This is a genomic window from Luteimonas sp. 22616, assembly GCF_052044325.1.
GTDB lineage: Bacteria > Pseudomonadota > Gammaproteobacteria > Xanthomonadales > Xanthomonadaceae > Luteimonas.
In genome coordinates, this window is sequence record NZ_JBQEMW010000001.1 from 1,031,809 (window position 1) to 1,055,522 (window position 23,714).

At 69.5% G+C, this 23,714-nt stretch carries 10 protein-coding genes; 3 read left to right on the top strand and 7 right to left on the bottom strand.

Annotation, left to right across the window (positions count from 1 at the left end; genetic code table 11):
- Window positions 1–92: 92 nt before the first annotated feature.
- Both ACTJIL_RS04890 and ACTJIL_RS04895 read right to left on the bottom strand, forming a co-directional pair.
- The gene (locus ACTJIL_RS04890) at window positions 93–8,807 is read right to left on the bottom strand and encodes a GH36-type glycosyl hydrolase domain-containing protein (protein ID WP_440754443.1); all 8,715 of its coding nucleotides are present in this window, start codon (window positions 8,805–8,807) and stop codon (window positions 93–95) included.
- Between the two features lie 16 nt (window positions 8,808–8,823).
- Window positions 8,824–12,684: a GH36-type glycosyl hydrolase domain-containing protein gene (locus ACTJIL_RS04895; protein ID WP_440754444.1), complete on the bottom strand. Its 3,861-nt coding sequence runs from the start codon at window positions 12,682–12,684 to the stop codon at window positions 8,824–8,826.
- A 165-nt stretch (window positions 12,685–12,849) separates the two neighbouring features.
- Here ACTJIL_RS04895 and ACTJIL_RS04900 point away from each other — a divergent pair, with 165 nt between their 5' ends.
- The 3 genes from ACTJIL_RS04900 (at window position 12,850) to gnd (ending at window position 16,734) form a co-directional block, all read left to right on the top strand.
- Window positions 12,850–14,244 carry a glucoamylase family protein gene (locus ACTJIL_RS04900; protein WP_440754445.1) on the top strand — a complete coding sequence of 465 codons (1,395 nt, stop codon included), beginning with the start codon at window positions 12,850–12,852 and terminating at the stop codon, window positions 14,242–14,244.
- A complete protein-coding gene (locus tag ACTJIL_RS04905) occupies window positions 14,244–15,740 on the top strand; it encodes a mercuric reductase (RefSeq protein ID WP_440754446.1) in 1,497 nt (498 codons plus the stop codon). Before ACTJIL_RS04900 ends, ACTJIL_RS04905 begins: the two co-directional genes overlap by 1 nt.
- Window positions 15,741–15,813: 73 nt before the next feature.
- Window positions 15,814–16,734 carry a phosphogluconate dehydrogenase (NAD(+)-dependent, decarboxylating) gene (gnd, locus tag ACTJIL_RS04910; protein WP_440754447.1) on the top strand — a complete coding sequence of 307 codons (921 nt, stop codon included), beginning with the start codon at window positions 15,814–15,816 and terminating at the stop codon, window positions 16,732–16,734.
- Window positions 16,735–16,956: 222 nt separating this feature from the next.
- On the opposite strand, the gene ACTJIL_RS04915 is transcribed toward gnd, so the two are convergent.
- The 5 genes from ACTJIL_RS04915 to tal are packed head-to-tail and all read right to left on the bottom strand — an operon-like array spanning window position 16,957 to window position 23,704.
- On the bottom strand, window positions 16,957–17,172 hold the full coding sequence (locus tag ACTJIL_RS04915) for a DUF2945 domain-containing protein (RefSeq protein WP_440754448.1): 216 nt from the start codon (window positions 17,170–17,172) through the stop codon (window positions 16,957–16,959).
- Window positions 17,172–19,244 carry a transketolase gene (gene tkt / locus ACTJIL_RS04920; RefSeq protein ID WP_440754449.1) on the bottom strand — a complete coding sequence of 691 codons (2,073 nt, stop codon included), beginning with the start codon at window positions 19,242–19,244 and terminating at the stop codon, window positions 17,172–17,174. Before tkt ends, ACTJIL_RS04915 begins: the two co-directional genes overlap by 1 nt.
- Window positions 19,245–19,283: 39 nt before the next feature.
- Window positions 19,284–20,948, bottom strand: coding sequence for a phosphoglucomutase (alpha-D-glucose-1,6-bisphosphate-dependent) (gene pgm, locus ACTJIL_RS04925; protein ID WP_440754450.1), 1,665 nt, complete (start codon window positions 20,946–20,948; stop codon window positions 19,284–19,286).
- Window positions 20,948–22,603: a glucose-6-phosphate isomerase gene (pgi, locus tag ACTJIL_RS04930; RefSeq protein WP_440754451.1), complete on the bottom strand. Its 1,656-nt coding sequence runs from the start codon at window positions 22,601–22,603 to the stop codon at window positions 20,948–20,950. The genes pgm and pgi overlap by 1 nt, the downstream gene beginning before the upstream one ends.
- Before the next feature lie 12 nt (window positions 22,604–22,615).
- Window positions 22,616–23,704 carry a transaldolase gene (gene tal, locus ACTJIL_RS04935; protein ID WP_440754452.1) on the bottom strand — a complete coding sequence of 363 codons (1,089 nt, stop codon included), beginning with the start codon at window positions 23,702–23,704 and terminating at the stop codon, window positions 22,616–22,618.
- Window positions 23,705–23,714: the final 10 nt, after the last annotated feature.

Sequence of the window (23,714 nt, forward strand, 5' to 3'; positions counted from 1 at the left end):
GGAAAGTGCGGGGATGCGCGTACGGGTTTTCCGGGTCGCGGGGTTGCGGGGAAAGCTCGCGACTGAAGCCGCTCCTGCAAGAGCCGGAACGTTCAATCCTGGATCGGAGCATCCGCCAGCCACAGTTCGACCGCATGCTGGGCGTAGTCGTCGCGCAGCGGGATCGCCAGGCCCGGTTGCTCGACGCCGTCCACCAGCAGCCGTTGTGGTCTGCCCTGCCCCGCACCACGGTGCACCTGGATGCGGTACACGGTGTCGCGGTAGCGGTAACGGATCGTGTAGCCGGGCCATTCGGGCGGGATGCACGGCGCCAGCCGCAGGGTGCCGCCTTCCAGCCGGAGGCCCAGCAGGGATTCGATGACCAGCCGGTACATCCAGCCGGCCGAGCCGGTGTACCAAGTCCAGCCGCCGCGGCCGACGTGCGGTTCGACCGCATAGACATCGGCCGCCACCACGTAGGGCTCGACCTTGTAGGTGGCGATGCGCTCGGCGGTGTCGCCGTGGTGGATCGGGTTGATCATGCGAAACAGTTCCCACGCGCGCGCGTGGTCGCCGAGTTCGGCGAACGCCATCGTCGCCCACACCGCGGCGTGGGTGTACTGGCCGCCGTTCTCGCGCACGCCGGGCACGTAGCCGCGGATGTAGCCGGGGTCCTGCGCGGTCTTGTCGAACGGCGGGTCGAGCAGTTGGATGAGGCCGGCATCGCGCCGCACCAGGCGCTGGTCCAACGATTCCATTGCCTGGCGGGCGCGCACCGGATCGGCCGCACCGGACAGCACCGACCAGCTCTGCGAAATCGAGTCGATGTTGCACTCGTCGCTTTCGGTCGAGCCCAACGGCGCACCGTTGTCGAACCACGCGCGCCGATACCAGGCGCCATCCCAAGCCTCGGCTTCCAGTGCCTGGCGCAGCTGCGCGGCGCGGTCCACGCAGCGCTCGGCGAACAGCAGGTCGCCACGGTCGCGCGCGAGCGCATGGAAACGGTTGAGCACGTCGTACAGGAAGAACCCCAGCCATACGCTCTCGCCGCGGCCGCCCTCCCCCACCCGGTTCATGCCGTCGTTCCAGTCGCCGGTGCCGATCAGCGGCAGGCCGCGTTCGCCGAACAGGTCCAGCGCCCGCTGCAGGCCGCGCACGCAGTGCTGGTACAGCGTTTCGCGCAGGCCAGAACGCGACGGCAGGTCGTAATAGGACTCCTCGTCCGGATCGACCTGGCGGCCTTCGACATAGGTCAGGCGTTCATTGAGGACGTCGCGGTCGCCGGTGGCTTCGACGTAACGGCAGGCGGCCAGCGGCAGCCACAGGTAGTCGTCGGAGCAGCGCGTGCGCACGCCGCGGTCGAGCGGCGGATGCCACCAGTGCTGCACGTCGCCGTCGATGAACTGGTGCTCGGCGCACAGCAGCAGGTGGCTGCGTGCGAGCTTGGGCTCGGCATGCAGCATCGCCATCGAGTCCTGCAACTGGTCGCGGAAACCGAACGCGCCGCCGGACTGGTAGTAGCCGCTGCGCGCGAAGTAGCGGCAGCCGATGGTCTGGTACAGCAGCCAGCCGTTGGCGAGCAGGTCCACGCTGGGTTCCGGCGTTTCCACGTGCACCGCGCCGAGCGCGCGCAGCCAGCTGATGCGGACCTCGTCGAGGGCGTCCCAGGCCGCGTCGTGGCCGCGGGTCTGGCGCGCCGTGGCCAGGGCGTCGGCGTGCGAACGGCCCGCGCCGAGGCGGAACACCACATCGCGCGATTGCCCGGGCGCGAGGTCCAGCGCAACCTGGATCGCCGCGCAGGGATCGAAGCCGGCGCCCATTCGTCCGGACAAGCGTTCGCGCGTCATCGCCGCGGGGCTGCGCAGGCTGCCGTTGCGGCCGATGAACTCGCCGCGGTCGCCGCTGACGCTGCGCCGCGTTTCCTCGCCGTGCCAACCGCCGGCATCGATGTCGGCATCGAAGAATGCAACCCGCCCGCCGAACTCGGTGTTGTAGGCGTTGCGCGCCAGCACGGCGCCGTTCTCGCGGTCCGGCTCGGCTTCGGTGACGACGTGCATCTGGGTGCGCGCGTGCAGGTCGCCGAGGATCCATTCCACGTAGCCGGTCGCACTGAGCCTGCGGGTGCGGTCGCTGGTGTTGCGCACGCGCAGCACGCTGAACTTCACCGGGGCCTCGCGCGCCACGTAGACCCAGAGTTCGCTGGCGATGCCATCGTGTTCGTGTTCGTAGACGCTGTAACCGAAACCATGGCGCACACGATAGGCGCCTTCGCCGCAGGGAAGCGGCGTCGGGGACCAGAAGCGGCCGGTCTGCTCGTCGCGCAGGTAGAAGGCTTCGCCGCTGGCGTCGCAGACCGGGTCGTCGTGCCAGGGCGTGAGGCGGTATTCGTGCGCGTTCTCCGACCACGTGTAACCGGTGTTGGATTCGCTGGCCACGCAGCCGAACTGCGGATTGGCCAGCACGTTCGACCAGGGCGCCGGCGTGGCATCGCCCGCCTGCAGGTCGATCACGTATTCGCGGCCATCCGCGGAGAAGGCGCCGATGCCGTTGCCTTCGCGCAGTGGCCCGGCCACCGGATCGAACGGCCAGGGGTCGAATGCCACGTCGCCACCGCGGTTTGCGCTGGCGTTCTCTGCCGGCGTCGGCAGTGCCATCAGTTCGTACTGGGTCGGCTGCGGCTGCAGCGGCGGCACGACCACGTCCGGTGGCGGCCGGCGCGAAACCTGCTCGGCCAGCGTGCCCTGGGTGTCGCTCACGATCACGCGCGCCACCGACTGCAGCAGGATGCGGTCTTCCTGCGGCAACTGGTGCGCCGGGCGCACGAAGATGCCGCCGGGGCGATCGATTACGTTGGCTTCCACGCCCGCGGAGATCAGGCCCATGATCTGGTCCTGCAACTGCTGGCGATAGCCGCCCTGCTCGTCGTTCCAGATCACGAGGTCGGTGGTCAGGCCCTTGAGCCGCCAGTAGGCGTAGGCCTGCACCATCTGCCGGACCAGTTCGATGTTTTCGGCATCGGCGATCTGCACCAGCACGATCGGGTGGTCGCCCGAGATCGCCTGCCCCCACAGCCCCGACTGGCCGCGCCGGTTCTGCAGCAGCAACGCCTGCTCCGCGCGCAGCGCTGGATTCGCGTACAGCACCAGCCCGGCCAGGCGCTCGTACAACTGCGCGTCGGCCTGCGAGGCGTTGATCTGCCGGCGCACCACCTGGCTGTGGGTCCAGGCCAGGTCGAACACGCGGTCGGCCAGGCGCCGGTCGCGGTACTTGTCGACCAGTGCGGAGCAGTCCTCGCGCGCCGCGCCGATGCCGCTGACCATGTCGATGGTCGCGCTGCGGTACGGGGCAAGCGTGATCCGGCTGCGGATCGCGACGATCGGATCGAGCACCGATCCCTGGCTGCCGGACAGTGCGCCGGGCTCGACCAGCACCCGCGGTGCGCGCGCGTCGCGGCCGCGGCCGATGAACCGGGAGCGGTCGGTTTCGTAGGAAATCTCCTCGACATCGGCGTCGTGCACGGCGACAAGGTGGAACATCCACGGCGGCACTTCGTCCTGGGCACGCGCGCGCCGGGTGCACAGGATCGCCTGCCGCTCGGGCACCAGTTCGGTCTGCACGAACAGGTTGCTGAAGGCCGGATGCAGTTCGTCGGAGATCGCGGGTGCGAGCACGACTTCGGCGTAGGTCGTGATCTCGATGCTGCGGGCGCTGCGCGACTGGTTGGTCACGTGCAGCCGCCGCAGCTCGATGTCGTCCTCGGGCGAGATCGCGATTTCCAGATGGGTTTCGAAGCCATGCTGGCGGCCGCGGAACTCAGCCTTGGCATCAGAGAAGATCGCCTCGTAACCGGAGACCTCCACCGCCGTCGGCTGGTACGAAGCGGACCAGAAGCCGCCGCTTTCCACGTCGCGCAGGTAGCACCAGCTGCCCCAGGGGTCGCGCGTGCCGTCCTCGCGCCAGCGGGTCATCGCCATGTCGTGCATGCGGCTGTAGCCGCTGCCGGCGCTGGTGAGCATGGCGTGGTAGCGGCCGTTGGACAGCATCTGCACTGCGGGCCGCGGCGAAGACGCGTTGCGGAAGATGCGCAGGCGGGTCTCCGTGGCATCGGGCGCGATGGCCGCGCCCTCGACTTCGGCCGTGTTGGGATGGAAGGCGCCGGTGCGCGGGATGCGTTCCTGCAGCAGCAGCAGCGTGGCCTGGAATTCCGGATCGGCGAGGAAACGGCGCTGCATCGGCTGGTTGTGCAGCAGGTAGTCGAGCGCCAGCAGGCCCATGCCCTGGTGGTGGGCCATGAACGAGCGCACCAGGGCGCGCGACTGTCCGCGCGGCAGCCGCGCGGGCGTGTAGTCGATCGCCTCGTACATCCCGTAGCGGCCGGCGAACCCTTCCTGCGCCATGCGCTGCAGGTTCCGGCAGGCATCCGCCGGCGCCACCATCAGCGCCATCATGCTGGCGTAGGGCGCGATCACCAGGTCCTGCGCCAGGCCGCGCCGCAGGCCGAGGCCGGGAACGCCGAACGCGCGGTACTGGTAGTTCATGCGCGCATCGACGGTGTTGTAGCCGGACTCGGAAATCCCCCAGGGCACGTCGCGCTGGCGTCCGTACTCGATCTGCCTTGCCACGGTGGCCTTTGCGGTCTGGTCGAGCAGCGAGCCCTCGTAGCTGGGCATCACCAGCTGCGGCATCAGGTACTCGAACATCGAGCCGCTCCACGACAACAGCGCAGGATCGCCGTCGACGTCGGTCAGCAACCGCCCCAGCGTGAACCATGCGTCCTGCGGAAGCTGGCCGCGGGCGACGCCGATGAAACTGCACAGGCGCGCCTCGGAGGCCAGCAGGTCGTAGTAGCCCGGATCGCTGCGGTGCTCGTCGACGTTGTAGCCGATGGTGAGGAGGTGGCGGCTGCGGTCGTAGAGGAAGTCCAGCTCCATCTGCGCGCACTGCCCGGCGACATGCGCCAGGCGTTCGAACTCGGCGATGCGCGCACGCGCCGCGTCCTGCGCTGCCGTGGCCTGCGCGTCGCCCGGCAGAGCCTGGGAGAGCTCGCGCAGCGTCGGGATGGCGGCCATCGCCTGCGCCGGCGCGAGCCATGCGATCGACGCCGCCGCCGCGTGGCACTGGTCGAGCAGCTTGCGCAGCCAGTAGGCCGCATCGGTCGGCGCGCCCGCCTCCGCATCGGATTCGGCAGCGTCCGGTGCGGGCGGCCGCGCCAGCGTCGCTAGCTCGGCCAGCGCTTGCGACGCCTCGCCGCAGGTGGTCGGTGGCGAGAGCGACAGCGCGTCGAGCTTCCGGCGCAATGCGTCGGGCACGTCGCCGCCGGCTTCTTCCAGTACCGCCAGCGTGTCACGCAGGCCCTGCCAGGTCGCGGGTGCGAGCAGCGGCGCGTCGGCCTGCGCCAGCAGCCCCTGGCGCAGCGTCAGCAGGTGCCCGGCGAGGTTGCCGCTGTCGACGGTGGAAACGTACAGCGGCGGCAGCGGGCGCAGGGTCTCGGTGTCGTACCAGTTGTAGAAATGGCCGCGGTGTCGCGGCAGCGACTCCAGTGCGTCGAGCGTCCTGGCGATGCGATCGGCCATGCCATCGGCCTGCAGATAGCCGAAGTCGTGCGCGGACAGGTTGGCCAGCAGCGCGAGGCCGATGTTGGTCGGCGACGTGCGCCGCGCGACCAGCAGCGCGGGGTGTTCCTGGATGTTGTCCGGCGGCAGCCAGTGGTCGGCTTCGGTGACGAAGTCCTCGAAGAACGCCCAGGTGCGTCGCGACAGGCGGCCGAGGAAAGCGCCCTGCTCCGCCGACAACTGCTCCGCCCTGCGCGCGCGTGGCCGTCCGGTCCACCAGCCGAGCCAGGGCGACAGCAGCCACAGCGCCAGCAGAGGCGCCGCGATCGGCAGCGACGCCGGTTGCATGCGTGCCAGCGCGACCGCGACCGCGATCGAGAACAACGGTGCGAACCACATCTGGCGCAGCGATGCGGCAAGGCCATCACCCAGCGTCTTCTCGACCTGGCTCGACGGGCTCCACTGCAGCATCCGCCGGCGCGACACCAGCATCCGCCACAGCGTGCGCACGATGGCGTCGAGGCTGTAGAAGGCCTCATGCGGCAGGAATGCGGCACCAAGCGTGGCCCGCGCCAAGTCGCGGCCGGCGGCCTCGGCGCGGTGCCACAGGTGGGCGCGCCATGGCAGTTCGCGCGGTTTGTCGAGCAACGCCGTCAGCGCCGCGATCAGCGGCGCCACCAGCAGCGTCGACAGCACCCACAGCGTCCAGCCCAGCGCATGCGGCGCAAGCAGCCAGCCGAGCACGAACAGCGCGGTCGTCGCCGCCGGCACCAGGCTGCGGCGCAGGTTGTCGAGCAACTTGCCGCGCGAGAGCATCGACAGCGGGTTGCGCTCCACCCGGCGGCCGCCGAGCGGTACCCATGGCAGCAGCCAGGGCAGCAGTTGCCAGTCGCCGCGGATCCAGCGATGCCGACGTTTGACGTCGAGCGCGTAACGGGCGGGATAGTCCTCGTACAGCTGCACGTCGCTGACCAGGCCGGCGCGCGCGTAACAGCCTTCGAGCAGGTCGTGGCTCAGGATCTGGTTGTCGGGGAAGCGCGCGGCGAGCGTGCGTTCGAACGCGCCGAGCTCGTAGATGCCCTTGCCGACGAACGAGCCCTCGCCGAACAGGTCCTGGTACACGTCCGACACCGTGCGCGTGTAGGGGTCGATGCCCGGCTCGCTGCCGTACAGGCGTGCATACCAGGAGCGGCGCTCGCCGCCCATGCTGGCGCCCACGCGCGGCTGCAGGATGCCGTAGCCGCCGGACACCACGCGTCGCGCAGGGTCCAGCCGGGCGCGGTTGAGCGGATGGGCCAGCGTGCCGACCAGCTCGCGCGCGGCATCGCGCGGCAGCCGGGTATCGGTGTCAAGCGTGATCACGTAGCGCACGCCCTGCAGCGACTGCGCATCGCCGACGATGCTGGAGAACGCCGCTGCATCGCCCTCGTGCAGGAAGGCGTTGAGCGCGGCGAGCTTGCCGCGCTTGCGCTCGTGCCCCATCCACGCGCGCTCGCGCGGGTTCCACGTGCGCGGCCGGTGCAGCAGGAAAAAGATGTCGCGGTTGCCGGCGTGGCGCGCGTTCAGGGCCTCGATCGCGTGCTGCGCCTCGGCCAGTACGACGGCATCGCCCGGAAGCACTTCCTCGTCGGCATCCAGGAAGTCGGTCAGCAGCGCGAAGCACAGGTTGTCGTCGCGGTTGGCGAGAAACCGCACCTCCAGCGCGTCGGCCAGCGCGTGGACCGATTCGACGTCGCCGATCATGCTCGGGACCACCACCAGCGAGCGTGCGTGGGGCGGGATTCCGGTCGAATAATCCAGCCGCGGCAGCGCACGCGGTGCCATCAGGATGGTGGCGAACCAGTTCACCAGCACCACGCCCAGCTCGCTGAAGGCAATGATCCCCAGCGCGCCGGCCAGGTACAGCAGGCCGCGCTCGTCGAGGATCGCGCTGGCGTCCTGCATCAGCCCGCCGGTGAACACGGCCACGATCGTGGCGATCGGCAGGATGTAGACCAGCAGCGGCACGCGTCCTGGCCCGCTGCGGATCTTGCCCAGCGGCCCGGCTGGCAGCTGCAGTGCCCGCTCCAGGCGCGGCAACCCGGCGTCGACGAGGTAGTAGCCGATATGCAGGGCGATGTCGTCGCCGTCGGGTTGCGCGGCCGCTTCGCGCGCGAGTTCCAGCGCCGCACGCGCGACGTCGCACTCCTCCCGCTTCCCTCGGCGCGCGATGCGCTCGACGACGTGGCGATAGCGGTCGCGGGTGGCGAAATCCATCTGGCCGTACGTGCCGTCGGGATCCTCGCGCAGCGTCGCCTCGACCACGCTCATGCTCTCGACAAACTCGCGCCAGTCGGTCATCGAAAGCAGGCGCAGGCTGCCGATGCTGTTGCTGATCGAGACCTGGTCGGCGGCCTGCTGCCGGTTCTCGGCCTGCACGAGCTGCGCGATGCCCTGTTCGTGGTCGGCCAGCCACTGCTCGATCCAGGTCAGCGGCAGGCTCAGCGCCGCACCCTGCCCTTGCAGGCGGCGCACGATCTCGGCGACGAAGGCGCTGCTCGGCGGCGGCTGCGCGCGCGCCATGTCCGCGATCACCAGCACCACGGACTTGGGGTCGGACTCGGCGATCGCGGCGAAGCGGTCGCCCCACAGATCGGCCAGGTCGCGGTCGATGCGGCCGGCGATCACCTGCGCACTGACCCTGCGCAGGTTCTCGATCAGCGCCAGCCGCAGCATGATCGGGATCGCCCACAACTCGCCGAGCGTGAGCGGGGTGACGGCCTGGTACGCGGCGATGAAGCGACCCAGGCTCTCGACATCGACGCGGCCGTCGCCGTGCGAGATCGCGTTGAGCGCGATGTCGTACACCCGTGGCAGCTGGTCGGATGGCCCGCCCTCGAGGCGCGGCAGTTCGCGGCTGTAGCCCTTGGGCAGGTGGCGTCGCGCGATCCGGACCTGCTCCTCGATCAGGTAGAGATTGTCGAGCAGCCAGTCGCCGGCCGGAGTCAGCCGGCGCTTGGCATGCGCGGCGTCGCCGAGCAGCCGGCTCGCGCGTTCGATCACCGCTTCGTTCGCGCTCAGGCGCGCCAGCAGCAGGTCGGCGCTGCGGCGACCACTGAGCTTGTGCGCCTGCGCCAGCACGCGGCCGTGGCGTTCCATCTGCTCGGCGCTGAACAGCTGCGCGCGCAGCGGAAGTTCCTGCAGGCCGGGCGCTACCGCCGCACGCGTCCGGCGCGCGGCGCGGCGCGAGAGCCACTGCCGGGCGGTTTCGCCGGGGCGCCTGCGGGGAGGAATCACGCGCCTGCCATCCGTGTCAGCCGCCGAGTTCGACGACTACGTGATGCACGGCGCCGTCGTCCTGCAGCGGTATCACGCACGGGTCGACATCGAGCGCGCGGCCATCGAGTTCGCAGCGGGCGATGCCGCGGCAGACGCCATGCGGGTTGGCGACTTCGATCAGGTAGCGGCTGCCGCCGTGGCGGTAGTCGATCGAGAAACCCGGCCAGCTGCCGGGGATGCAGGGATCGAGCCGCAGGTGGTCGCCCTGCAGGTGGAAGCTCAGGATCGCCTCGAGCCCGGCCCGGTACAGCCACGCACCGGAACCGGTGTACCAGGTCCAGCCGCCGCGGCCGACGTGCGGTTCGACCGAGTACACATCGGCGGCCGCGACGTAGGGCTCGACCTTGTAGCGGGCCACGCCTTCCCGCGTCGAAGCATGGTGGATGGGGTTGATCAGCGAGAACAGGTCGAACGCGCGATCGCCGTCGCCCAGTTTCGAGAAGGCGAAGATCGACCATTGCGAACCGTGCGTGTACTGGCCGCCGTTCTCGCGCAGGCCCGACGGATAGGCCTTGATGTAGCCCGGGTCGTGCTCGGTGTGCTGCAACGGTGGCGTGAACAGCAGCGCGAGCTTCTCGTCGCGCAGGATCAGCTGGCGCTCGACCTGTTCCATCGCCGAAGCCGCGTGTTCGGGATCGCCGCCGCCGGCGATTACGCTCCACGACTGCGCGATGGCGTCGATGCGGCACTCCTGGCTTTCGTGCGAACCCAGCGGGGTGCCATCGTCGTAGTAGCCGCGGCGGTACCACTGCCCGTCCCAGCCGCCCGCATCGAGCCCCTTGCGCACGGTTTCCGCAACCTGTTCCCAGCGTGCTGCGCGTTCCGGCTCGCCGCGCGCCTTCGCGTAAGGCGCGAAGGCATCGATGGTGGCGCACAGGAACCAGCCCAGCCACGAACTCTCACCCCTGCCCTGCTCACCGACCCGGTTCATGCCGTCGTTCCAGTCGCCGGTGCCGAACAGCGGCAGGTCATGTGCGCCAAGCGTGAGACTGATGTCGATCGCACGCGCACAGTGTTCGTAGAGGCTGGCGTCGGTGTCGGCAGTGGTCGGCCGGTAATAGGCCTCGTGCGCGCCGGGTTCGACCTGCGGTCCTTCGATGAAAGGCTGGCGCGTGTCGAGCACCGCGGTGTCGCCGGTGGTGTTCATGTAGTGGCAGGCCACGAACGGCAGCCACAGGCGGTCGTCGGTCATCCGCGTGCGGATGCCGTCGCCGCCGGGCGGCAGCCACCAGTGCTGCACGTCGCCTTCCTCGAACTGGCGTCCCGCGGCGCGCAGCAGCTGCGCGCGGGTTTCGTCCGGGCGCGCGATGCAGGTGGCCATCACGTCCTGCAGCTGGTCGCGGAAGCCATAGGCGCCGCTGGCCTGGTAGTAGGCGGTGCGGGCCCAGACCCGGCAGCACAGCGCCTGGTACAGCAGCCAGCCGTTGAGCAGCAGGTCCATCGCGCGGTCCGGTGTGCGCACCTGCACGGTGCCGAGGATGTCGTTCCACTGTTGCGTGGCCGCCTGCAGGACCGCGTCGAGATCGGCGTCGCGATACCTTCGCACCAGCTCGCGCGCGGCGTCGGCGTCGGCTGCATCACCGAGCAGCAGCACGACTTCGTCTTCGCCGTCCGCCGGCAGTTCGATGCGGGCCTGCAGCGCGCCGCACGGATCCAGGCCGGCGCCGGTGCGGCCCGACAACGGCGCGCCGGTGCGCAGCGCCGCGGGTGAAGCGAGGTCGCCGTGGCGGCCGATGAAGTCGAGGCGGTCGCCGCCGTGCGACGCCTGACGCCCGCGCAGGTCGATGAAGGCCACGCGTTCGCCGAACTCCGCCCGCCAGGCATTGCTGGCGAACAACGCGCCGGTGTCCGTATCCATCGTGGTGGCGATGAAGGGCGCCGGCCGGGTCCCGTTCGGCCCCAGTGCCCACTGCACGAATGCGGTGACCGAGAGCGTCCGCGTGCGCCCGGAGCGGTTGCGCAGCCGCAGGCGCGAGATCTTGAGGCCGTCGTCGACCGGTACGTACTGAAGCAGGTCGAGTTCGATCCCGTGTTCGGCGTGCTGGAAGCGGCTGTAGCCGTGGCCGTGGCGGGCGACGTACTCGCCGTCGTCGCCGCAGCGCGGCAGCGCGGTAGCGGTGAACAGGCGGCGGTCGTCCTCGTCGCGCACGTACAGCACTTCCTGCGGCGGATCGGAGACCGGATCGTTGGCCCACGGCGTGATCGGATTGCGCTGGCTGTTCTGCGACCAGGCGTAGCCACCGCCGGCCTCGGTGGCAGTGAAGCCGAAATCTGGGTTGGCGACCACGTTGAGCCACGGCATTGGCGGCAGCACGCCGTTGCGGATGATCGTCACGTACTCGCGGCCGTTCTCGGCGAAGCCGCCGTGGCCGTTGAAGAATTCGAGGCTGCCCTCGATGGTGGACTTGATGGCGTTGTCGGGTTCGCCGTGCGTCGGGCGCGAACCGACGCTTGCCGCGACCACGGCTGCGCTATCGGTCGCATCCGCGCCGGCCGGCAGCGCGTCGACCTGCACGGCGAGTGGTCCGTCGCGCTGGTCGAGGACGATGGCGGCGGCCGTCGCCAGGCCTGCCTGCAGTGCCGGCGTGGCCTGGTCGGCGCGCAGCGCAAACAGGTTCGGCTTGCCGTCCTCCGGCGGGAACCGTTTCGCGTGCGCGTCCAGGCAGGCCTGCAACGAGGCCTGGAATGCAGCTGCCTCATCGTCGGCCGCTTCGGCGAGCACCACCAGGTCGGCGTCCACGCCATGCGCCTGCCAGTACGCGCTGGCGCGCAGCAGCTCGTCCACCAGCGCGAGCCCGGCGTCGTCCTCGATCCGCAACAGCACGATGGGGCGGTCGCCGGAGATGCCGCCGGCCCACAGCGTGGGTGCACCGCCCTGCCCCGCCGCGAGCAGGTCGGGCGCGGCGCGCAGTGGCGGGTCCGCATACAGCAGCGCGGATGCGAGGCGCTGGAAGCGCTGCGCCTGCGCGTCGTCGATGCCGAACCCGGCCAACCGGGCCTGTGAATGCCGCGACGCACTTTGCGATGCACGCGCAAAGGCGCCAGCGTCGCGGAAGCGGTCCGCGACCGCCAGCACTTCTTCCCTGGATTCTGCGGCCACCGTCCACAACTGCAGCGTGGCGGACCCGCCCGGCGCGAGGCGCACGCGCCGGCGCAGGCAGAACACGGGGTCGAGCACGGTGCCAACGGTTCCGGGGAGTTCTGGCGTCGCCAGCGCCGCAGGCATGCGCTGGTTACCGCCTCGGCCGATGATGCGCGCGCGATCGGTTTCCCACTGCGGTCCGTCGCTGGTCCCGCTTTCCACGTCGAGCCACTGCGCGGCGCAGGCCGAGGGGTCGCCCGGGCTGCGTACCCGGCGCGTGGCCAGCAGCAACTGGCGCTCGGCCAGCCATTCGGTGCGCACGAACATCTTCGAGAACGCAGGGTGCGCCGCATCGCCCTGGGACGGGGCCAGCACCAGCTCGGCATAGGTGGTCAGTTCGACGGTGCGTTCGCGGTCGCCGTCGTTGCGCAGCGTGATGCGCCGCACGTCCGCGTCGGCGTCGCCCGCGACCAGCACTTCGGTGGTGGTCTCGATGTCGCCGTCGCGGCGGCGGATGCACACGCGGTCGGCGTCGAACTCGACCGCATGGTCGTCCGGCGTGCCGCCGACCGGTTGCAGCCCTGCGGACCAGGTCGCACCGCCGTCGACGTCGCGCAGGTAGAGCCAGCAGCCGCGGTCGTCGCAGGTCGGGTCCGCGCGCCAGCGCGTAATCGCACAATCGCGCCATTGGCTGTAGCCGGCGCCGGACGCGGTCAACATCACGGTGTGGTGGCCGTTCGAGAGCAACTGCAAGCGTGGTGCCTGGCGGGAGGCCGAAGGCGCCGTTCTCCCGGAAGCGTGATCGTGCATGGAACGTGGACTCCTCCCGGGCGATTGCCCTTTATGACACGTTCGCGGTCATGGCCGGGTCAACGCTCATGGCGAGCTAACGAAACGCCGCCTACACTGCGCTGCAAGGTGCCGAAGACGATCCACAACAGCGCCGCCGCGGCCGTCGCGGCCAATGCCGCGGCCATCGTCGACGACGGGATGCAGCCTCTGCCGGCCATGGCGGCCGACGCACTGCTCGACCGCTACCAGCGGGCGGCCTTCGGCTATTTCCTGCGCAACCGCAATCCCGCCAACGGCCTGTATGCCGACACGTCGCGTGCCGGTTCGCCGGTCAGCATCGCGGTGGTCGGGTTCGCGCTGTCGTCGTACCCGGTGGCGGTCGAGCGCGGCTGGATCGGGCGCGCGGAAGCGGTCGAACACTGCACCGCGGCGCTGCGCTTCTTCCGCGACAGCAACCAGGACGGCACCGCCGGTTCCACCGGCTACAAGGGGTTCTATTTCCACTTCCTCGACCGCGACGCCGGCACCCGCGTGTGGCGCTGCGAGTTGTCGATGATCGACACCGCGCTGCTGATCGTCGGCGCGCTGGCCGCGAGCCGCTACTTCGACGCCGACATCCCCGCCGAGGCGGAGCTGCGCGGGATCGTCGACCTGCTGTACCGGCGCATCGACTGGCGCTGGTCGCAGAACGGCGGCAGCACGATCATGCAGGGCTGGAAGCCCGAATGCGGCTTCCTGCACTACGGCTGGGAGGGCTACAGCGAGGCGATCATGCTGTACGTGCTGGCCCTCGGGTCGCCTACGCACCCGATCGGCGACGACTGCTTCCACGCCTGGACCAGCACCTACCAATGGGAAAACCTCTACGGCCACGGCTTCCTGTATGCCGGGCCGCTGTTCATCCACCAGTTCTCGCACGCATGGATCGACTTTCGCGGCATCCGCGACCGCTTCATGCGCGGCAAGCAGTGCGACTACTTCGAGAACAGCCGCCGCGCCGTCCACGTGCAGCGCGCCTATGCGTGCATCAACCCGCGCGGCCACGCCGGCTACGATGAGGACTGCTGGGGATTCAGCGCCTGCGAGGGGCCTAGCGACGAAGTGCAGGAGGCCGATGCCGAGCCGCGCCACCTGTTCGGCTACACCGCCCGCGGCGTGCCCTACGGGCCGGACGACGGCACCCTGTCGCCGCCGGCGGTGCTGGCCTGCCTGCCGTTCGAGCCCGACCTCGCGCTGGCTGCGATCCGCACGATGTGCGATCGCCACCCGGAAATCGTCCACGAACACGGCTTCACCAGCGGCTTCAATGCCGACCTGCGCGATCGCGATGGGCGCGTCTGGGTGTCGCCGGGCCTGTTCGGGCTGGACCAGGGAATCATCGTGCTGATGATCGAGAACCACCGCACCGGGATGTTCTGGGAACTGATGCGCGGCTGCCGCTGCATCGTCGACGGGCTGCGCCGCGCCGGCTTCGACGGCGGCTGGCTGGATGCGGCCGCGCGCGACCGGGAGGAAGCCTGATGCACCATCGCGATTCCGGCGCCGGCATCGCGGTCGATCCGGCCGTCCGCGACGAGCTTCGCCACAACACTCGCCCCGCGCAGTGGCGCAACCCCGAGCCTGCGGACCGCTACGGGCTGGTCGTGGTTGGTGCCGGCGCCGCGGGGCTGGCAGCTGCGCAGGAAGCCGCAGCCACCGGCACACGCGTCGCGCTGGTCGAGCGCGACCTGCTCGGCGGCGACCGGCTCAACTTCGGCTGCGAACCGTCCAAGGCCCTGGTTCGCACCGGCCGCGCCTACGCGGAGATGCGCAATGCCCGCAACTACGGCGCCGTCGTGCCGCCACGTATCGAGGTGGACTTCCACGCCGCGATGGAGCGCGTGCTGCTGCTGCGCGCGCGCCTGAGCCGCGCGACCTCGCCGCGGATGCTGAAGGAAGCCGGCATCGACCTGTTCTTCGGCCATGCCATGTTCAAGGCCCCCGACCGGCTCGATCTCGATGGCGTGCAGCTGCGCTTCGACAAGGCGTTGATCGCGACCGGCGCCGAGCCCGACGTGCCCGACATCCCCGGCCTGCGCGACGTGGGCTACTTCACCAACGAAACCATCTTCGGCATCCAGTCCCTGCCGCGGCGGATGCTGGTCATCGGTGGCGGCCCGCTGGGTTGCGAGCTGGCACAGGTGTTCCGCCGCTTCGGCAGCAGCGTGATCATCGTCCAGCACATGCCGCTGTTCCTGCCGCACGAGGAGCGCGACGCCGCGCAGATCCTTTCGGTGGCATTCGCGCGCGACGGGATCGAGGTGCGTCTGAACACCGAAGTGACCGCCGTGCGCCGCGTCGGGGACGAGATCCACGCCGACCTGCGCAGCGACGACTACGTGACCAGCGTGGCTGCCGATGCGGTGCTGGTCGGCACCGGTCGGGTGCCGCGCATCGATGACATGGGGCTGGATGCGGCGGGCGTGCGCCACGATGCCGTCCATGGCATCCGTGTCGACGAGCACCTGCGCACGGACAACCCCGCGATCTACGCGGCCGGCGACGCCTGCATGGCGCAACGCTTCACCCATGTCGCGGTGGCCACCGCGCGCATGGCGGTGGCCAATGCGCTGCGCGGCGAGCAGCAGGTGCTGGACGACCTGGTCATCCCCTGGTGCACGTACACCGACCCGGAGATCGCGCACGTCGGCCTCTACGTGCGCGAGGCGATGCGCCGCGACATCGCCGTCTCGACCAGCACGATCCCGCTGCACGTGGTGGACCGGGCGGTGCTCGACGGCGACGATGTCGGCTTCATCAAGCTCCACGTCGCCGACGGCTCGGACCGGATCCTGGGCGCGACGATCGTCTCCCGCTGTGCCGGCGAGCTGATCGGACAGGTCACCCAGGCCATGGTCAACGGGGTCGGCGTGCGCGGGCTGGCACGGGTCATCCATCCCTACCCCACCGAATCGTCCGCGATCGGGGCGGCGGCGCGGGCCTGGTGCCGGGAGCATCCGGTGTCGCCACGGAAATAACGAACATCGCGGGCGGCGGGTGCGGCATCATCACAACGGGCGCGCCATCCGCTTCAATCCATCGACTGCAGAAATGAGGGAAGAAACAATGGAACTCGGCATGATCGGCTTGGGCAAGATGGGCGCGAACATGGCGCAGCGCCTGGCAGGTGGCGGCCATCGCGTGGTCGGCTTCGACCCCAACCCGGAGGCGCGCGCGCGCGTGGAGGCGTTCGGCGCGGGATCGGCCGCTTCGCTGGAGGAACTGGTCGGCAAGCTGCCGGCGCCGCGCGTGGTCTGGATGATGGTGCCGGCCGGCGACATCACCGGCAGTACCGTCGATGCATTGATGAAGCTGCTGGCGCCGGGCGACACGATCGTCGACGGCGGCAACTCCAACTACAAGAACACGCTGGACCGCGCCAGGGCCGTCGCCGACAAGGGGCTGCACTACATCGACTGCGGCACCAGCGGTGGCGTGTGGGGGCTGGCCGAGGGCTACAGCATGATGGTGGGCGGCGAGAAGGACGCGGTCGAGCGCCTGCGCCCGATCTTCGAGACCCTGGCGCCGGGCAAGGACCAGGGCTGGGGCCGCGTTGGTCCGGTCGGCTCGGGCCACTTCACCAAGATGGTCCACAACGGCATCGAGTACGGACTGATGCAGGCGTATGCGGAAGGCTTCTCGATCCTCGGCCACAAGACCGACTTCGGCCTCGACCTGCACCAGGTCGCCGAGATCTGGCGCCAGGGCAGCGTCGTGCGCTCGTGGCTGCTGGACCTGACCGCCAATGCGCTCGACAAGAATCCGAAGATGGACGGCATCGCCCCGTTCGTGCCCGACTCCGGCGAAGGCCGCTGGACCGTGGCCGAGGCGATCGACCTCGACGTGCCGGCGCCGGTGATCACCCAGTCGCTGATCGAACGCCTGCGCTCGCGCGACAGCGACTCGTTCGCCGACAAGCTGCTGTCGGCGATGCGCAACGAGTTCGGTGGGCATGCGATGAAGAAGGAGTAGCCACAGGCTGCTTTGCGTAATCGCACTTGCACTTGCACTTGTAGGAGCGGCTTCAGCCGCGAGCTTTTCGCTACGGCCCCTCTCCCTGCGAAGCTGCCGAGGGCACCTCTAAGCACCCCTCCTCGACCTCCCCTGGCTTCGCAGGGGAGGGAGCAAAAGCTCGCGGCTGAAGCCGCTCCTACAAGAGCAACCAACACGCAACCGGCAATCAGGAACCAGCCGTCAGGATTTCGACTTCTTCAGCGCCCCGCCCTTGTGCACGGCCACGTGGTCGGTCTTGTCGCTTTTGATCTCGTACTGCGGGTCGTCCTTGCTGCAGTGCCGGGTATAGCCGTGCCAGTCGAAGTCCTTGACGTGCACCTTGATGATCGTGCCGCTGACGTGGCCGGCCTCGGAGTTCCACGTCACGTGGTCGCCGACCTTGAATTCGTGTGCCATCAGGTCGCCTCCTTTCCGAGCAGCTTGCGCGCCCGCGCGCAGACGTTGTCGACGGTGAAGCCGTAACGTTCGAGCATCTCGCTTCCCGGCGCAGACGCGCCAAACCGGTCGACGCCGAGCACGTCGCCACGGTCGCCGACATAGCGGTGCCAGCCCTGCGGCGAGCCTGCCTCCACCGCCAGCCGTGCGCCTACCGAGGGCGGCAGCACAGAATCGCGATAGGCCTGTGGCTGCCGGTCGAACAGTTCCCAGCTGGGCATCGACACGGCGCGAGCCGAGATGCCCTCGCCCTGCAATGCTTCCACGGCGGCCAGCGCGAGGCCGGTTTCCGCGCCGGTGCCGATCACGACGACATCGGGCTTGCCGCCGTCGGCATCGAGCAGGACATAGGCCCCCTTGCGCACGCCGTCGGCCGCTGCGTACCTGCCGCGGTCGAGTGTCGGCACCTTCTGCCGCGACAGCGCCAGCGCGACCGGGTGGTCCTTCGCTTCCAGCGCGACGCGCCAGGCGACGGCCGTTTCATTGGCGTCGGCGGGCCGGATCACCAGCAGCTCCGGCACCGAACGCAGCCCTGCCAGCTGCTCGACCGGCTGGTGGGTGGGCCCGTCCTCGCCCAGGGCGATGCTGTCGTGGGTGAACACGTGCACCACGTGCAGGTGCATCAGCGCCGCCAGGCGCATCGGCGGACGCATGTAGTCGGAGAAAATCAGGAAGGTCGCGTCGTAGGGAATGATGCCGCCGTGCGCGGCCATGCCGTTGCAGATCGCGCCCATCGCGTGTTCGCGCACGCCGAAGTGCAGGTTGCGGCCGGCATGACTCCAGCCGCCGCCGGTGGATCCCTGCTCGTCCTCGCCGGGCGTGGCACGCGGGTCGAAGTCGCCCAGGCCTTTCACCGCGGTGTAGGTCGAAGGGTCCAGATCCGCGGAGCCGCCGGTCAACGCCGGGAGATTCGGTGCGATCGCCGACAGCACCTTGCCCCCGGCCTCGCGCGTGGCTATGCCCTTTGCGTCGGCGGGGAACACCGGGATGTCGGCGTCCCAGCCGTCGGGTAACTTCGCTTCGAGGCTGGTGCGCAGTTCGCGCGCTTCATCGGCGAAGGCCTCGGCATAGGCGTCGAAACGCCGCTGCCACGCGTCTTGTTCGCGCTTGCCGCGGTCGAGTGCGGAACGGAAGTGCGCGATCGCGTCGTCGGGCAGCAGGAACGGCGGCTGTTCCGGCCAGCCGAGCTTGCGCTTGGTAGCCGCGACGTCCTTTTCGCCCAGCGGCGAACCGTGCGCCTTGTAGCTGTCCTGCTCGGGCGAGCCGTAGCCGATGTGGGTGCGCACCAGCACCAGCGAGGGTCGCGTGGTTTCGTCGCGCGCCCGCTGCAGGGCCTGTTCGATGGCGGCCACGTCGTTGCCGTCGTCCACTGTCTGCACGTGCCAGCCGTAGGCGGCGAAGCGCGCAGCGCGATCTTCGGTGAAGGTGATGTCGGTGCCGGCGGCGAGCGTCACGCTGTTGTCGTCGTACAGCACGTTGAGCTTGCCGAGCTGCAGGTGCCCGGCGAACGACGCGGCTTCGGAAGCGACTCCCTCCATCAGGTCGCCGTCGCTGGCAATCACCCAGGTGCGATGGTTGACGACGACGTGGCCGGGACGGTTGTAGCGCGCCGCCAGCTGCGCCTCGGCCATCGCCATGCCTACGGCGTTGGCCAGGCCCTGCCCGAGCGGCCCGGTGGTGACCTCGACGCCCGGCGTGTGGCCGCGCTCGGGATGCCCCGGAGCCTTGCTGCCCCATTGCCGGAAGCGCTTGATCTCGTCGAGCGGCAGGTCGTAGCCGGTGACGTGCAGCAGGCTGTACAGCAGCGCCGAGCCGTGGCCCGCGGAGAGCACGAAGCGGTCGCGGTCCGGCCACAGCGGGTTGGCCGGGTTGTGCTTCAGGAAGTGCTGCCACAGCACGTAGGCCATTGGCGCGGCGCCGAGCGGCAGGCCGGGGTGGCCGCTGTCGGCCTTCTGCACCATGTCGACGGAAAGGAAGCGCAGCGTGTCGATGCAGCGCTGGTCGATGGTGTCGGATGGATGGGCGGGTGACATGGATGTCCTCCTCGCAGCGCGCCTGGCAGGGGCGCGGGGTTACGGCTCCTTGCCCGGGGCCGATGCCAGCGCCGCATCCACGATCCCCTGCGCCTCGGCAAGGATCGCCTGCAAATGTGCGCGGCTTTCGAAGCTTTCGCCGTAGATCTTGTAGATATCCTCGGTGCCCGACGGCCGCGCGGCGAACCAGCCGTTGTCGGCGACGACCTTGATGCCGCCGATCGGCGCGTCGTTGCCCGGCGCCTTGTCCAGCACCTGGCGGATGGGCGCGCCGGCGAGCGTGTCGGCATTGAGTTGCCCTGGCGCGAGCTTTGCCAGCACCTGCTTCTGCTGCGCGCTGGCCGGCGCTTCGACGCGGTCGAAGAAGGCCTCGCCGAAGGCATCGCACAGGCCGCGATAGTGTTCGGCCGGATCATGTCCGTGGCGCGCGGTGAGTTCGGCGGCGAACAGCGCCGGCGCCATGCCGTCCTTGTCGGTCGTCCAGACGCTGCCGTCGCGGCGCAGGAAGCTGGCGCCCGCGCTTTCCTCGCCGCCCAGGCCCAGCGACCCGTCGAACAGGCCGTCGGCGAACCACTTGAAGCCCACAGGCGTCTCGTACAGCTTGCGCTGCAGTCGCGCGGCGACGCGGTCGATCATGCTGCTGCTGACGACGGTCTTGCCGACCGCGGCATCCGCGCCCCACTGCAGGCGGTGGCGGAACAGGTCGTCGACCATCGCCGCCATGTAGTGGTTCGATGGCAGCAGCCCGGCCTTGCTCACCACGCCGTGGCGGTCGTGGTCGGTGTCGCAGGCGAAGGCGACGTCATAGCGGTCCTTCATCCCGATCAGCCGCTGCATCGCGTACGGCGAGGACGGGTCCATGCGTATCTGCCCGTCCCAGTCCAGGGTCATGAAGGCGAAGGTCGGGTCGATCTGTTCGCTGACCACGTCGAGGTCCAGCGAATAGCGTTCTGCGATGCGCGCCCAGTAGTGCACGCCGGCACCGCCCAGCGGATCCACGCCCAGGCGGATGCCGGAGCCGCGGATCAGGTCGAAGTCGAGCACGTTGCGCAGGTCTTCGACGTAGTGTTCGAGGAAGTCGTGTTCGCGCGTGGTCGCCGCCTTGCGCGCCTGCGCCAGCGGCACGCGGGCCACGCCCTTGAGGCCGGCTTCGAGCAGTGCGTTGGCGCGGTCCTGCACCTGGCGGGTGATCGCGGTGTCGGCCGGCCCGCCGTTGGCGGGGTTGTACTTGAAGCCGCCGTCGCCGGGCGGGTTATGCGAAGGCGTGACGACAATGCCGTCCGCCAGGTTTGATGTGCGGCCGCGGTTGTGGACGAGGATCGCGTGCGAGATCGCGGGCGTCGGCGTGTACTCGTCGCCTGTCGCGATCCGCACCTCCACGCCGTTGGCCGCCAGCACTTCCAGCGCACTGTCGCGCGCCGGCGCGGACAGCGCATGGGTATCGATGCCGAGGAACAGCGGCCCGTCGATGCCCTGCGCCTTGCGGTACTCGCAGATGGCCTGTGTGATGGCCAGCACGTGGAACTCGTTGAAGCTGCCGTCGAACGAACTGCCGCGATGGCCGGAGGTGCCGAACGCCACGCGCTGCGCGGCGACTGACGGATCCGGCTTCACGTCGAAATAGGCCGCGAGCAGTTTGTCGATGTCGACCAACTGCGCGGCCTGTGCAGGCTTGCCCGCCAGCGGGCTGATGTTCGTGCCCATCAGCGTGTGCCCCGCTGTTCGAGGTAGCGCCGGATCAGCGCGTTGGTGGAGCTGTCGTGGCGGAGCTCGGGCGGGTTTTGGGTGGACAACTCGCTGGCAGTCTGTTTCGCCAATACCTTGCCCAGCTCCACACCCCACTGGTCGAAGGAGTCGATGTCCCAGACCACGCCCTGCACGAACACGCTGTGTTCGTACAGCGCGACCAGCGCGCCGAGCGCGTGCGGGGTCAGCCGCTGCGCGAGGATCGTGCTGCTCGGGCGGTTGCCCTCGAAGGTCCTGTGCGGTACCAGCGCCTCGGCGACGCCCTCGGCGCGGACTTCGTCGGCGGTCTTGCCGAACGCCAGCGCTTCGCCCTGCGCGAACAGGTTGGCCATCAGCAGGTCGTGCTGCTCGCGCAGGGGGCTGAGCGGTTCGCAGAAGCCGATGAAGTCGCACGGCACCAGCCGCGTGCCCTGGTGGATCAGCTGGTAGAACGAATGCTGGCCGTTGGTGCCCGGCTCGCCCCAGTACACCGGGCCGGTCGGGTAGTCGACGCGACGGCCGTCGAGTGTCACCGACTTGCCATTGCTCTCCATCGTCAGCTGCTGCAGGTAGGCCGGAAAGCGCTTGAGATACTGCGCATACGGCAGCACTGCCACCGTGTCCGCGCCTAGGAAGTCGTTGTTCCAGATCGCGACCAATGCCATCAGCACCGGCAGGTTGCGCTCGAACGGCGTGTCGCGGAAATGCGCGTCCATCGCGTGGAACCCGGCCAGCATGTCGCGGAAGTTGTCCGGGCCGATCGCGATCATGGTCGACAGACCGATCGCCGAATCCATCGAGTAGCGGCCGCCGACCCAGTCCCAGAAGCCGAACATGTTGTCGGTGTCGATGCCGAACCCGCGCACGCCCTCGGCGTTGGTCGAGACCGCGACGAAGTGCTTCGCGACCGCGGCCTCGTCGCCTCCGAACGCATCGAGGCACCAGGCACGCGCGGCGTGCGCATTGGCCAGCGTCTCGAGCGTGGTGAAGGTCTTGGAGCAGACGATGAACAGCGTCTCGGCCGCGTCCAGACCACGCACGGCTTCGGTGAAATCGGTGCCGTCGACGTTGGAAACGAACGCAAAGTGCATGTCGCGCTGGCTGAAGTCGCGCAGCGCCTCATACGCCATCACCGGTCCCAGGTCGGAACCGCCGATGCCGATGCTGACCACGTTGCGGATGCGCTTGCCGGAATGGCCGGTCCATTGCCCGCTGCGCACGCGGTCGGCGAAGGCGGCCATGCGGTCGAGCACTTCGTGTACCTGCGCGACCACGTCGACGCCATCCACGTCCAGGTGCTCGCCCTTCGGCATGCGCAGGGCCACATGCAGCACCGAGCGGTCCTCGGTGCGGTTGATGCGCTTGCCGGCGAACATCGCCGCGGTGCGTGCGCGGAGGTTGCAGGCTTCGGCGAGGTCCAGCAGCAGGCGCAGCGTCGTGTCATCGATGCGTTGCTTGGCGTAGTCGAGGTACAGGCCTGCCCCTTCGGCGCTGAATCTCTGCCCGCGTGCCGGATCGGCGGCGAACAGTTCGCGCAGGCCGGTGGCGGAAAACGCCTGTGCATGCGCCGCAAGCGCCGCCCACTGCGGGCGCTGGGTCAGCGGAACCTGATTGCCGGGGGACGACGTATCCATGGCCACCCTTGCTCAGCCGCCGCTGCCGGCCAGCGCCTGCGCCTTGTCGGCGATGCGCTGCATCAGCTGGTGCCAGGATTTGACGAACGAATCGGCCCCTTCGCGCTGGAGCTGGCCGGCCAGCGCGTCGATGTCGACGCCGGCTGCGGTGATCTTGCCCAGCGTGTCGGCGAAGTCGCCGCCGTCTTCGGCCATCGCACCGTCCACCTTGCCGTGGTCGGCGAATGCGCGCAGGGTTTTCTCCGGCACCGTGTTGATGGTGTCCGGCGCGGCCAGCGCTTCGATGTAGAGCGTGTCCGGCGCGGCCGGATCCTTGGTGCCGGTACTGGCCCACAGCAGGCGCTGCGGCCGCGCGCCGGCGGCCGCGAGCTTCTTCCAGCGATCCGAGGCCAGCAGTTCGCGATAGGCACGATAGGTCTGTTGACCCACGGCAATCCCGAGGCGGTTGTGCAGTTCGACCGGCAGCTGCGCCGCGCTGGCCTTGTCCCAGCGGCTGATGAACAGCGAAGCCACCGAGCCGACCACCGGGTCCAGCCCGGCGGCGATGCGGCGTTCGATCCCGCGCATGTAGGCTTCGGCAACGGCCATGTACTGCTGCGTGGAGAACAGCAGGGTCACGTTGATCGGCACGCCGGCGAAGATCGACTCCTCGATGGCCGGCACGCCCTCGGGCGTGCCCGGGATCTTGACGTACAGGTTGTCGCGCGCGCCATCGGCGCGGATGCGGCTGGCGGCCTCGATGCTGCCGGCGGTATCGGCGGCCAGCAGCGGCGAAAGTTCCATCGACACCCAGCCATCGACGCCGCCGGTCGCGTCGAACGCGGGCCGGAACAGGTCCGCGGCGCGGCGCAGGTCTTCCAGTGCGAGCTCGATGAACAGCGCTTCGCCTTGCTTGTCTGCGGCGGCCTTCTCGCGGATGCCCGCGTCGTAGGCGCCGCTGTTGCCGATCGCCTCGTCGAAGATCGTGGGGTTGGAGGTCAGGCCGGTGATGCCGTACTCGTCGATGTAGCGCTGCAGCGTGCCGTCGTCGAGGATCTCGCGGGTGATGTTGTCCAGCCACAGGCTCTGGCCGAGGTCGCGCAGGGATTGCAGGTGGGTCATGTCGGTTCCT